Origin of the sequence: Ignisphaera sp. (assembly GCA_038735125.1) — an archaeon.
Taxonomy (GTDB): domain Archaea; phylum Thermoproteota; class Thermoprotei_A; order Sulfolobales; family Ignisphaeraceae; genus Ignisphaera.
Map to the genome: position 1 here is coordinate 223,791 of JAVYNU010000002.1, position 12,980 is coordinate 236,770.

9 protein-coding genes are annotated in these 12,980 nt (G+C 38.8%); 5 read left to right on the forward strand and 4 right to left on the reverse strand.

Annotation, left to right across the window (positions count from 1 at the left end):
- Positions 1–132: 132 nt before the first annotated feature.
- Together QW284_04410 and QW284_04415 are read right to left on the reverse strand one after the other, a co-directional pair.
- Positions 133–1,005: an alpha/beta hydrolase gene (locus tag QW284_04410; GenBank protein MEM0338910.1), complete on the reverse strand. Its 873-nt coding sequence runs from the start codon at positions 1,003–1,005 to the stop codon at positions 133–135.
- A 382-nt stretch (positions 1,006–1,387) separates the two neighbouring features.
- Positions 1,388–3,250 (reverse strand): rhamnogalacturonan lyase, encoded by a 1,863-nt coding sequence (locus QW284_04415; GenBank protein ID MEM0338911.1) that lies wholly within the window; start codon positions 3,248–3,250, stop codon positions 1,388–1,390.
- A 577-nt stretch (positions 3,251–3,827) separates the two neighbouring features.
- Between QW284_04415 and QW284_04420 the strand changes: the two genes are divergently transcribed.
- The gene (locus QW284_04420) at positions 3,828–6,833 is read left to right on the forward strand and encodes a glycosyl hydrolase (protein ID MEM0338912.1); all 3,006 of its coding nucleotides are present in this window, start codon (positions 3,828–3,830) and stop codon (positions 6,831–6,833) included.
- A gap of 100 nt (positions 6,834–6,933) precedes the next feature.
- Here the strand turns inward: QW284_04420 and QW284_04425 are convergent, their stop codons facing one another.
- Both QW284_04425 and QW284_04430 read right to left on the reverse strand, forming a co-directional pair.
- The gene (locus QW284_04425) at positions 6,934–7,158 is read right to left on the reverse strand and encodes a hypothetical protein (GenBank protein ID MEM0338913.1); all 225 of its coding nucleotides are present in this window, start codon (positions 7,156–7,158) and stop codon (positions 6,934–6,936) included.
- 293 nt (positions 7,159–7,451) lie between these two features.
- Complete coding sequence (locus tag QW284_04430) at positions 7,452–8,495, reverse strand: Gfo/Idh/MocA family oxidoreductase (protein ID MEM0338914.1); 1,044 nt, start codon at positions 8,493–8,495, stop codon at positions 7,452–7,454.
- 581 nt (positions 8,496–9,076) lie between these two features.
- Between QW284_04430 and QW284_04435 the strand changes: the two genes are divergently transcribed.
- From QW284_04435 to QW284_04450, 4 genes are read left to right on the forward strand one after another with little or no spacing between them, the layout of a single operon-like run.
- On the forward strand, positions 9,077–10,129 hold the full coding sequence (locus QW284_04435; GenBank protein ID MEM0338915.1) for an ABC transporter permease: 1,053 nt from the start codon (positions 9,077–9,079) through the stop codon (positions 10,127–10,129).
- A 59-nt stretch (positions 10,130–10,188) separates the two neighbouring features.
- Positions 10,189–11,034 carry an ABC transporter permease gene (locus QW284_04440; protein ID MEM0338916.1) on the forward strand — a complete coding sequence of 282 codons (846 nt, stop codon included), beginning with the start codon at positions 10,189–10,191 and terminating at the stop codon, positions 11,032–11,034.
- Between the two features lie 9 nt (positions 11,035–11,043).
- Positions 11,044–12,057: an ABC transporter ATP-binding protein gene (locus QW284_04445; GenBank protein ID MEM0338917.1), complete on the forward strand. Its 1,014-nt coding sequence runs from the start codon at positions 11,044–11,046 to the stop codon at positions 12,055–12,057.
- 7 nt (positions 12,058–12,064) lie between these two features.
- Complete coding sequence (locus QW284_04450; protein ID MEM0338918.1) at positions 12,065–12,871, forward strand: ABC transporter ATP-binding protein; 807 nt, start codon at positions 12,065–12,067, stop codon at positions 12,869–12,871.
- The last annotated feature ends 109 nt before the right edge of the window (positions 12,872–12,980 follow it).

Here is a 12,980-nt window from a genome sequence, read left to right on the forward strand (position 1 = left end):
TTAGATCTAACTGCATTAACTGCCGGTACCGAGGTAAGCTATGGTTTTAACTCAATGCAAATTAGCTCACCCTTCATTTTTCCGTGTAGTTGTCAATAAAATATTCGATGATTAAATTTTAGGTTATTGTTTTTAGGGATATGCTTCGAATTGTTTATCTAGCCAGTTTAAGGCAAGTTCAACCCATTTTGCGACGTGTGGGTTTATTTGCTCAGGATTTTTAGCAGTAGTTCTATTAGCTAACGACAGTCCATGCACACCCTTATCAAATATATGGAGTTCAAACGGTACCCCGTTTTCTGCAAGAGCTTTCACATAGGTAAGAATGCTCTCAACAGGTACTATACTATCATCAGCCGTTGACCATATAAATGTTGGTGGCGTATTCTGATCAACATAATACACAGCGCTAACTTCTTTCAGTTTTTCTACTGAGATATTTGCTTCGCCAAGTAATGCTGAGATTATCCTGTGGAAAGCCTCTATAGCTGCGCCACCACGTCTTTTAAGAGCTTCATACATGGTTATATAGTCTAGTGCTGCTGGATAAGCGAGTATAACCGCGTTTGGCTTTAGATTCTCCTTCGAAATATTAAGTGATTTGCTTAGCCAATCCCTATGCCAGTTAACGCTATATAGAGCCGCTAAAGCACCTCCGGCTGAGAACCCGATAATAGCTATCTTATCTGGGTCTACCCCCCATTCGCCTGCATGACCCCGGATTAAGGTCAAAGAGTTCGCCAAGTCGTAGATAATGTCTGGGTAGACTTTTCTGACCCCCATATCAGCCGTGGTATACCTTAAGACAAAAGCGTGGTACCCCCTAGACAGAAACGTCATGGCTACGGGTTCAGCCTCTCTATCAGATGTATAAAGAAATGATCCTCCAGGGCAAACAATTACAGCTGGTCTTTTTCTCCATGCTATCTGTGGTGAAAGATCAAGAATATATGTATACAGTTTTACAAGTCTATCATCTCTGAGTTTAATGACATCAAACTTCATATCTATACACCTAACCTAACCCTTAACCCTAAGCCAGCTAGCTCTTTACCAAGCGAATTAATAAGCATCGATGCAAGTTCTTTGAACTCTATGTTAAGTTTTGCCAAAATAACTATAACAAATCTTATGCATCACAATCACCATACTATATGATAGTGCCTCAATTAGGATATGTAACTGTTTCTACTAGGATAAGGGGCTCCATGAAAAGTTGAAAAGATATTGTGTGGCTATAAGTGATATTATTAGGGGAGCTTTGGAGGAGACTAGGAGAAATTTTGGTTAATACCTTCAGATAAGAAATAGTTTTATCATATTCCAGGTTTAGCATTTTTTTATCTGATTTCATTTGTTAACATCTTTATTTGAAATGCTTTCATATTTATTTACAGCATGGTCTTACATTAGGTTTTGGAGGTGGGAGTTTCATATCCGATGCTAGGTAGAAGCTTGTGTAAGTCGTTTGCATGTATCCAACGCTTTCTTGTGCAATATCTATTCGGTATTGTGGGTCTTGCACAAGGGTATGGAATCTGTAGTTGGTTGGCATTGTTGTTACATATATTCTTAGTTCTTTCTTATCATTTGATATGCATACTACTTCTTCCCTCCAATCACCTATTATATCGCCGTAAAGAGCGGGAGTTCTATAGCCCATGCAGTCACCAACAAATAGAGGCTTGAATTGCTGTTTTTCATAATCCCATTTGTTTATGTATAGCAATCCATAGGCTATGTCTATATGTTCCCTAAGCAGATCTCCATCCCACCATATAGCCATGTTGCAAAGTGGTGGAGCAGGCCCTATTATCTCCCCTTTTGCGTTGAACAACCCTATGAATGCCCCCTTACCTGCGTGGGGGGCTCCATAACTGGTCCAGCACTCTAACCCAGGATACCTAGGGTCAATATCTGCACAGACAGCTTGATCAACATCAACGTCGCTTATACCTGGCCCTGAAAGACTCCATAGAATTTTCCCTGTCGCAGCATCAACCATAGCTATACCAGGTTTTTTCTTCTCCTTGACATCAGCAAATTCCTGGACATAGAATATCTCTAGCCCTGGTCTTGAAGGATCTATATCCGCTACATGGAATCTATCACCGTGAACCAACCCTGAATCCCAAAGCAGCTTACCATCATCGTCAATTGCTATCGCCCCATATACTATCTCATCCCTTCCATCCCCATCGATATCAGCAACCCTTATATTGTGTCCACCTTTAGCAACACCTGGATTTGGAAGATAGAAACTCCATACCTTCTCAAGTTTTCCATCCCTCCAATTCCATGCCTCAATAAAGATATGTGTATAGATGCCCCTAGCAATTATAAGCGAAGGTTTTTCACCATCCAAATAAGCCACAGCCATCATATGTCTCGACGCTCTATTACCATAGTTATCGCCCCAGAAGCTCCAATCACGCATTGGAATCCATGGAGCTATAGCCAATGGCTTTCCTGTAAAACCATCCACTATAGCAAAGTACTCTGGACCGTGTGTTTGCCTTCCCAGCTCATCAACGTAATTCACAATGCCATCGCCATTGATGTCACCAACATCTATAACCTCTCCATTCCTAGTGTAGAACTTGGCTCCTTCACCAATTTTAACAACAACTTCTGCCTTTCCATCAGAGTCTAAGTCGAACACTATGAAGGGCGAGTACCATACACCCGGCCTTATGTTTGGCCCTAGGTCTATCCTCCATAGAAAAGATCCGTCTAGTTTGTATGCCTCAATTTTGTAGGTCTCTATAGGCATATGGATTGGGTAAACCTTAAAAGCTGGGTCAAGACCCTGGTTACCCCTTTTAACCACCAACTCGTACTCGCCATCCCCATCAAGATCGCCTACAGCTGCAGCCTGAACCCCTTGAACCCTGCCAAAGAAATCGAAAGCATCTTGTCTTAGAGGTATCGATATGTAGTTTCTTATAGGTGGGTTGGGAGGTAGTTTTCCTAGGGGGGAGCTAGAGGCTTTATCCCAAAGCTCTTTACCATTAACAACTGGAACAACAAGATACTCTATACCTCTAGAGAAATCTCCAACCTTATCCAGCATATTAGTTTGGGTTAAGGGCTCACTATTAATCTTAATAGCATTATCAGCAATCTTCCTATAGACATTAAACCTGATATCATCGGGATCATTAACCAAAAACCTCCAACTAACAAACACTTCATTCTCAGAAACCCTAAGTGCAATAACACCTCTACCTAAACATTCCACAACCTTCATTTAATCATCACACCCTACATTAGATTCATGTTAAAACTTAATTCAAGGATAATGACAACCCAGTTTTAAAAACTTTACTAAAGCCTTATTTATATAATGAATTCTATATCATAAGACGCCAATCAGACTATAGAAACCAGTTTAACGAAAACTAGATTTAAGCTATGTTCTCACTGATTATGTAATCAACTCTATGATCACATTAACGATGTATTTACCTACCAAGCATTATGTTATACATCACATAAAGATGTGCACATAATATTACCTACAAGAAGAGGTTGCTAGCCTATTGAACCTCTATAGCGATACAAATCCATAGAAGATGAAAAAGCAATAATAAAAGCCTAAAACCTTGCATACAGATCACTGAATAGCTATTGAGACTATCACAACTGCTATGGTAACTCTGACCTCCTCTCCCACCCCCAAAGGGCGAGGCTTTCAGTTGTAATAACATTTAAAGATTAAAGTTTGTGGTAGAATTCACTGTTGTTACATATTTATGGCCTTGAGAAAGCTTTAGATGTTAAGCTTATAAATTGCTCCATGCTAAGATCATCTCTGTGGCAGGTATATGGTAAATCGTGAGTTGTTTCTAAATCCTCCAAAGATATTTAGGGGTGTGCCTTTTTGGTCTATAAACGATGTGCTTAAAGAAGAGGAGATCTCGAAACAAGTATCTATTTTGGATGAGGCTGGTTTTGGCGGGGCTTTCTTTCATGCTAGAGAAGGTCTGGTTACGCCTTTCCTAAGTGAGGAATGGTTCAATTCATTTGAAGCAGCTGTTGAAGAGGCTCTTAGAAGAGGTATGACTATCTGGATCTATGATGAAGATAGGTGGCCTTCTGGATTTGCTGGAGGGTATGTACCTGCTCTTAGTGATAGATATAGAGCGAAGGCGTTGTTAATGATTATCGATTCTAAATGTTTTGAAGGTGTTGATACTGTTGCTATGTTTAGATGTAAGGTTAGCGAATTTGGGTTACCCACAGAATGCGAGAGAATATATAAGGGCGAGGCACATAGCAAATACTTATATCTAACCTTTGTAAGGTATACTGCGCCTATAGGCGATGTATGGTACTCGGGATTCTCCTATGTAGATACCTTGAATCCTGAGGCTATACAAAAATTCATAGATATAGCATACAAGCCTTATGTAGATAGATTCAAGAGTTATATAGGTTCTGTTATACCTGGGGTTTTCACAGATGAACCTAGAGCCTACCATTTTAGGATTGCTCCAACTGGTAGAAGGTTCTTGGTACCCCCTAGAGGGGGTAGATTCCATATATTTGCTATTCCTTGGACAGATAACTTCCCAGAGTACTTTAGGAGAATAAATAAGTATGATATTCTTGATAAACTACCTGAACTATTCTTCGATATAGGTGATTATACTAAAACACGCTACGATTTCTGGAAAACCATTACACAGCTATTCTTAGAGGCTTTCACAAAACAGTTATATGATTGGTGCGATAAACACGGTCTTAAGTTTACAGGTCATCTACTATCCGAAGACGCCCTGGTGTCACAAATTGTTGTAGGAGCTGCAATGCCTCACTACGAGTACATGCACATCCCTGGCATAGATCATCTAGGCTATCAGATATGGAACTCCCTTCTCACAGTAAAACAAGTTGCAAGTGTTGCTAATCAGCTTAGCAGAGATAGGGTTATGTGTGAAACATATGGTTGCTTAGGAAACTACCCAACATTTGAAGATAGGAAATGGATAGGGGATTTCCTCTATGCTCTAGGAGTAAATATGTTGGTACACCACCTAGTCCCATATTCGATGAGGGGTAGAAGAAAAGCTGATTATGGTTTAAACTTTCATTGGGGGCAGCCTTGGTGGAAGTATAATAGGGTTTTGGAAGACTACTTTTCACGCTTAAGCTATGTGCTATCACAGGGTGTTAGAGTTGCTGAGGTTTTGGTGATAAGTCCTATAACAAGTGTATGGTGCTTGTACACGCCTCTCAATGTATCAAAGGCTAAGAAGATAGATGAAGAATTCTCCAAATTGCTTATGACTCTGCTAAGGAATCATATAGACTTTGAGTTAGGAGATGAAATGATTCTTGCACGCTATGGCAGAGTTGATGGCAGAGAGCTTGTTGTGGGAAGAGTTAGGTATAAGGCAGTTATAATGCCTAGAGCAATCAATATTACATATCCAGTTCTTGAACTGCTGAAGAGATACCTTGATTCAGGAGGCATGGTCATACTCGTTGGCGGCTTCCCAAAGTATGTAGATGGCTCTGAGTCGCCTAAGGTAGAAGAATTGCTAAGAAAGGCCTTGGTGGTGCAATCCGAGGAAGAGGCTGTGAAAATTCTAAAAGCAATAGATATGGAAGTAACGGTCGAAGGAGAGAACTTAGATGAGAACATACTGATCCACACAAGAGATGTTGATGGCTCTAGAGTTGTTTTCATAGCTAACGTTAGTAGAGATAGAGACTACGCAATAAAAATAGGGGTAAAAGGCCTCTACGATGTTGAGTTGTGGGATCCGTTTACAGGTAATATAACGAAATATAGTGGAGATATTAAGAATGGGAGAACATGGATTTACCTAACATTAAAACCTGTTGAATCAAGACTGTTTGTTTTAAAACCTGGTACCCCCACCAAAGGCATGGTTCGTGAAGCTTTCGAGAAAATATATGAAATATATGTTAAAGGTAACTACAAAATAAGAAGAAGAAATCCAAATATACTTGTACTTGACTTTGCTCAGCTATCCCTAAACAACACTATGTGGAGCGATTTCAAGCATTTAATAAGGATTAGAGAGGACCTTGTTTCAACAGGTTTTGGATCAAATTATAAGCTGAGGTTTAGGTTTATAGCTGAATTCAAACCCAAAACCAATACTTACCTCGTTATCGAAAACCCGTCTATGTACAAGTGTTTGAGAGTTAATGGAGTTGAAATAGATCTTTCAAAAAGTTGTGGTTTGTGGATAGATTGGAACTTCAAGAAATACGATGTGACCAATTTAATTAAGGCTGGGGAAAACATTATAGAAGTAGAAGGTGTTGTAACGTTAGAACCAGAGATAGAGCCTATGTATATACTCGGAGATTTTGCTGTAAAAGAGGCTCCCTATGGTGAATCACGCATTATACCAGAGGTTCTGGAGATTGATGCAGAAGATGACCTAGATTTGTGCCAATATGGTTACCCATTTTATAGCGGTGAGATGGAACTTGAAAACAGGGTATATATTGAGCCGTCCATGGATTTCGATAAAGCTGAGCTATTTATAGAGAAACTAGATGCTGCGCTAGCTTTGGTCTATGTTAATGGCTTTGAAGCTGGGAAAATAATACACACCTCAAGGTCGTCAATAGATATAACGAATTTAGTTAAAAAAGGTGAAAACGTGATCAAGATAATACTTGTGGGAACGCTTAGAAATACTCTTGGACCTCTCCATAAAGAAGATACATGGTGGATGTCTCCAGAAACATTCTATACCATAGATGAGAAGTGGAAAGACCATTATGTTCTAAGACCATTTGGTTTAAAAGGGCTAAAAGTTTTGTTATACCGAAAAAAGATAGAATAGATGATATATAGTAGCAATAAACCTTAGTCTATTTTTAGCATTGAATAACATTTGCTATGACCAGCTATACTTGGTGTTGATCATAAACAATGTTATAGATTTAACCCTGTTCTTCTTCCGCGCCTTTAACGACTAAGAAACCTATTTTACCTTTAGCTATTAGTATAGCTAAAATAATCATAATTATGCCTACAGCTATAGAAAAAGCTAGTAATGGTGCTAATGGTGTATGAAGTACTTCGCCCCCGCTCAAAAATATTGAAAATAAGGCAAGCAAAATAATTGTATAAGCAAACGATAACACTACCTTAACTAAATCCTCCATGTTATCACAATACCATGATATTCTAAATAGCATTTCCTATTCAAAAGTATATAAATCTTTGCAACTACATCACCACAGCAATCTAATACATAACATAGATTGTTGACTAACTTAAAAATTGCTTTTCAACAATTAATAGACAATAATGAAAACCATTTTAATAAAACGTTAAACAATGCAAACCCAGAACTTGGAACTAGGTATTTTTATGTACCTGAACTCTGTAGAGGTGCAACTTAGCTAATTGGCATACCACATTTAGGTTTAATTAAAAAATGTTGTTATATTTTTTATTATATTACTAAATCTATGTTAAGAGGTAATTTTACTGGTTTATTTACTAACGTTGCAAAATATATTGCTTTTGCTAGCTCAAGGCTTTTATAACCTTCTTCTCCGTTTATCGGAAAGTCCTCATCGTTCATTAATTTCGTTAGAAAGTCTTTAAACAGTTTTTTATGCAGATTTTCCCTCCTTTTTTCTAGTAATGAAGGGTCTACGGATTGATCTTTCAACGCTACCTGAGATAAATACTCATTTTCTACTTCGGCAAAACCTTTTAATCCAAAAACCCTTATCCTCCAGTATTGCTTATCCTGGGGCTGAAACGAAATAGATGAGGTGAGAGTGGCCATGACATTATTCTTGAACTTTATAATGGCTGCAGTTGTATCTTCGACAGTTACGGCAGGATGAGATACATTGCTTATATAGCCATAGATTTCCTCTGCATCGCCAAGAATGTATAGCAGAAGATCTATTACATGTATGGCTTGTGTCATGAGCAGTCCACCTCCTTCTGTGCTCCACATACCCCTCCAGCTCCTAGCAACCTCATCTTTTAGGAAGTACTCTTCTTCACTTCTATACCACATCAACGATGCTTCTGCCAAGAATGTCTTTCCCAACATACCGTTTGAGACAATGTGCTTTAGTTTTTGAACACCATCGGCATAGCGCCTCTGGTATATAACCCCCAATCTAACCCCATTATCCTTAGCCTTTGCTATCATTTCCCTAGCTGAGGCAAGGGTTATCGCCATAGGCTTCTCCACTATAACATGCTTCTTGTACTCCATAGCGTAAATAGATTGCTGAGCATGCAAATAATGGGGGGTTGCAATGAAGACAACATCTACAGCAGGATCCTTAACCACCTCATCGTAGGAGTAATACCCCTTACAATGGTATTTAGCGGCAAAATCGTCAACCCTAGCCTTTATAGCATCCATGACACCAACTAGTTTGACATTAAAACCTTCTTGCTCAAGCTCCTTCAAGCTCTCCACATGCCTACGCCCAATAGCCCCCAAACCTACAACTGCCGTACCCAACATTTTCAATACTACCACCCACCATAAACTAATCAAAACTCAAGATTATTAGTTTTAAAAATTCACACAATTTAAATATAATTAATTTAATTATATCTAAGAAACGGAGAAACCCTAGCAACATTGCTGTAGAAGCTGATGAAGATTCTAAACATGTTGCTCAACAACCATGCCTTTGTATACCACAGATTTTAGCTTTGGCGAATAACATTCACGGAAGACACCAAATATAAGGTATTTTACATATCCAACAATTATGCAACAACAGTCTCTACAAATGAATCTGCTTTGGCATCTGATTATCATAGAAGCTAATTCTTAGAAAGCTTTGAAAGAAGATGTGGCAAGCCCTAAATGCCAACAATTTGATGGAAAAACAAGCAATCTCTGCTATCCTTTAGCTTAGCAAACTTTTTACACAAATCAGCCGAGGATTTTTAATCATAAATCAACATCGCATTAATCTATGTAATTAGAGTTTATAGCCAAGGCTTTAATTTTTAAACTTGGTGTAAAGTATTATGAACTCTAAAAACAAAAAAAGTATTTAAATCTCCGGCGCCAGTTGCTTCTTGGGATTGTTAATGATATCGAGAACTATTGTTAGATATCTAGCTACTAGAATAGCATATTTGGTAGTCATGTATTTTGTAACACTTACAATACTTTTCATGTTACCTAGACTTATACCGGCTAACCCCATCTTAAGTCTTGTTCAAGATATTTATGGAACATATTATAGTGGTGCATATACTTATGAACAGATACCTGCTATATACAGATCCCTTGTTGAAGAATTTGGGTACGGAAAGCCACTATGGCAACAATATATAGATTTCCTTAGCAAAGTTTTTCGAGGCGATTTAGGGACATGCATATCATCACAATTTTTCCCCCTGAAAGTCAATGATGTTATAGCTACCGCCATTCCATGGACACTCCTTCTCTTGGTACCATCAACAATAGTGGGATGGTATATTGGCAATACATGGGGGGCTCGAGCAGGCTATAAACGTGGTTCAAACTTTGAAAGAGCATCTGTTGGCCTGTCTATGGTCATTTCCCAGATTCCAGAATACTGGTTTGCCATGTTATTGATATTTGCTTTTGCTGTATATTTAGGATGGTTCCCATTAGGGAAAGCCTATTCCAAAGGCTATATCCCTAACTGGACAGACCCTAAATTCATTTTGGATGTGCTATGGCACTATGCCTTACCATTTATAGCTGTAACAACTAGATATTTATTTGCTCAAATAATATCTATGAGGAATCTTATAATATATGAACTGAGGGCAGATTACTTAACCTTTTCCGATAGTTTAGGCGTACCAGATAACACGTTATACAAATACGCTTTCAGAAATGCCATGATGCCGCAAGTTGTTAACCTTGCTATAAGATTTGGAAGAATAATCGCGGGCCAAGCTGTCATCGAGACGTTGTTTAGTTATCCTGGGATGGGGTACTATCTTGCGCAAGCAATAAGCAATATGGATTACATGCTTCTACAAGGCATATTTGTGATATTGGTTGCAACAGTCTATATAGCAACATTCTTAACAGACTTTATCCATGCTTTAATAGATCCGCGTGTGAGACTAGGTTATGCAACACCTAGAGGGATGAGAAGATGATTGCAAAAGTCCCTTCAATTTTTAGAATAAGAGTAAAGTCAGAAAAAAAGCTGATTAAAATGCCTACTACCTTATACATGATACTAACGAATACAAGGTTTATGATAGGATTCGCAATTCTGTTAGGAGTATCTCTATTCGGCATTATAGGGCCTTTAATGTATCAGAGAGATCCATTTGCGATAGTGGGACGTAGGCTAGCTCCACCAAGTAAAGAATTTCCACTGGGAACAGATGTCCTCGGAAGAGATGTGCTTGCACTTCTTATGGTGGGAGTCCGAACTTCCCTCTACGTAGGATTGCTGACAGCCTTATTCGCTGTTGCTATAGGTATATCAGCAGCTGTTCTAGCAGTAGCATTTCCAGGTATAGTCGACGATGTGATAATGGCCATTATAAACTTCTTCCTTTCAATCCCATCAACACTCCTAGCACTCATATTCGCATTCTATTCACCTATCAGAAGCTTTGAGGTTATAGCATTCATAATAGCACTAACAGGTTGGCCTGGTTTTGCAAGATCCTTAAGAGCAAGACTGTTAAGCCTTAAAGAACTCGACTACATATACCTATCAAGGGTGTCAGGTCTAAGCACCATAAGAATCGTTTTGGAGGATATGCTACCAGGCCTCATGCCATATATACTAATAGGATTTGCAAGCCATGTAGATGATGGTATACTTGGAGAAGCAACCCTAAGTCTTTTAGGTCTTCAGCCACAAGGTACAAAAGTTTATTCACTAGGTCTAATGCTTCAGCAAGCACAGGGTATGGGTGCTATTAGAATGGGTGTTTGGTGGTGGTTTGTACCACCAGGAGCCATTACTACACTTGTTTTAATCTCACTTCTCTTGATCTCTACATCACTTGATGAAATATTCAATCCGAGATTAAGAAAAGGATAGGGTGGTGAAATGAGCATCATAATGGAGTTGGATAATGTTAGGGCTTGGTATATACAAAAAATAGGGTTAGAAAGAAGAGAGATTAGAGCTGTAGATGGGATTTCGCTAACCATAACAAAAGGTATGAGCCTAGGAATAATGGGGGAAAGTGGGTGTGGAAAATCAACACTAGCTAGCGTAATGATGGCTAATTTCAATCCCCCCCTCAAATATGTTGATGGAAAAATAGTGCTACATTCAAAGAGAGGCGAAAAGATAGATTTAACTAAACTTCATAGAGATGCCTTAAAGAGATATGTATGGGGAGTGGAAGTAGCTATGGTACCTCAATCTGCTATGAATGCACTAATGCCCACGCTGAGAATCAGAAAAATAGCATATGATATAATGCATGCACATTATCCTGATATAGATGAATACTCTGTTGAACAAAAATTGACAAAGATATTCTCCGCTATTGGGCTACCGGAAGACACAATAAATAGATATCCTTTTGAGCTTTCTGGCGGTATGAGACAAAGAGCTGTTTTAGCTATTGTTGCACTACTAAATCCAAGAATTCTAATAGCAGATGAACCCACATCCGCTTTAGACGTTGTTACACAGAGAAGCGTTTTGAAGACTCTGGCAATAATGTTAAAAGAGAGTCTTATTGAGAGCCTCGTGTTCATATCCCATGATATTGCAACAGTGAGGCAAATAGCTAATGTAGGTGGTGTAATGTATGCAGGAAAACTGGTTGAGCAAGCACCCATTGAGACTATTATCGATAATCCCCTTCATCCGTATACTCAGGGTCTTGTAGCATCTGTTCCCGATATAGAGATTAGAGGAGGAGAGATTATAAAAAAGAAAATATCATATATACCAGGACAACCACCAGATCTATCCAATCCGCCGCCTGGCTGTAGGTTTCATCCTAGATGCCCGTTTGCTATGGACGTTTGTAGGAGGGAGGAGCCACCAATGATAGAGGTTGAGAAGAATCGTTTTGTTGCATGCTGGCTATATGCAAAGAGGTGACTGTAAAATGGCTTTAGTTGAAGTAAGAAATCTTACAAAGATATTTGAATCAGGATTTCTAAGCCGTAGAGCTACTGTCGCTGTAGATAATGTATCATTTGACATAAAAAGCAAAGAGATAGTCTCACTTGTAGGTGAAAGCGGCTCAGGAAAGACAACTACAGGCAGAATAATATTAAGATTGCTTCCTCCAACTTCAGGCAGCGTAAAGTTTGAGGGAAAGGATATATGGAGAGATATCAAAAATAACTCTGAAGTTAAAAACTATTGGCGTATGGTTCAACCAGTTTTTCAAGACCCATATGCAAGCTTCAACCCCTCTTATAAAGTGGATAGGGTACTAAACCTTGCCCTAAGGTTCATAGGAATAGACGAAGATAGTGCTACAGGAAGAGATATGATAAGAGAGGCGCTAGAGTATGTAGGTCTTAACCCATCAGAGATCCTCGGCAAATATCCTCATCAGTTATCTGGTGGACAAAGACAGAGAATACTCATAGCTAGGTGCTGGATAATTAAACCGAAACTTATTGTTGCGGATGAGGCTGTTTCTATGGTTGATGCATCGCTTAGGGGTAGTATTGTGGCTTTGTTTAAGAAAATGAGTGATGATTATGGCACATCAATACTGTTTATCACGCATGATATATTTCTTGCCAGTTCTATATCGGATAGAATTTTGGTTATGTATCGTGGAAAGATAGTTGAGGAAGGCGAGCCTGATGAAATAATACGCTCGCCTAAAAATGAATACACAAAACATCTAATTGAGAGCATGCCTAGACTATACAGAAAATGGGAAGACATGCCATAACCTCGGCATATAAACAAAATCATAGTATAAACCCCGATTTTGTTTGACAAATAAACCAAAATCATAGAATCTCATACTTTACCTGTTTTTGTATGCCTTAAACTTGAAT

Bases quoted from the DNA above. Each gene is read 5' to 3' on its own strand.
- QW284_04410 (MEM0338910.1), bottom strand. From the start codon at position 1,005: ATGAAGTTTGATGTCATTAAACTCAGAGATGATAGACTTGTAAAACTG.
- QW284_04415 (MEM0338911.1), bottom strand. From the start codon at position 3,250: ATGAAGGTTGTGGAATGTTTAGGTAGAGGTGTTATTGCACTTAGGGTT.
- QW284_04420 (MEM0338912.1), top strand. From the start codon at position 3,828: ATGGTAAATCGTGAGTTGTTTCTAAATCCTCCAAAGATATTTAGGGGT.
- QW284_04425 (MEM0338913.1), bottom strand. From the start codon at position 7,158: ATGGAGGATTTAGTTAAGGTAGTGTTATCGTTTGCTTATACAATTATT.
- QW284_04430 (MEM0338914.1), bottom strand. From the start codon at position 8,495: ATGTTGGGTACGGCAGTTGTAGGTTTGGGGGCTATTGGGCGTAGGCAT.
- QW284_04435 (MEM0338915.1), top strand. From the start codon at position 9,077: ATGATATCGAGAACTATTGTTAGATATCTAGCTACTAGAATAGCATAT.
- QW284_04440 (MEM0338916.1), top strand. From the start codon at position 10,189: ATGCCTACTACCTTATACATGATACTAACGAATACAAGGTTTATGATA.
- QW284_04445 (MEM0338917.1), top strand. From the start codon at position 11,044: ATGAGCATCATAATGGAGTTGGATAATGTTAGGGCTTGGTATATACAA.
- QW284_04450 (MEM0338918.1), top strand. From the start codon at position 12,065: ATGGCTTTAGTTGAAGTAAGAAATCTTACAAAGATATTTGAATCAGGA.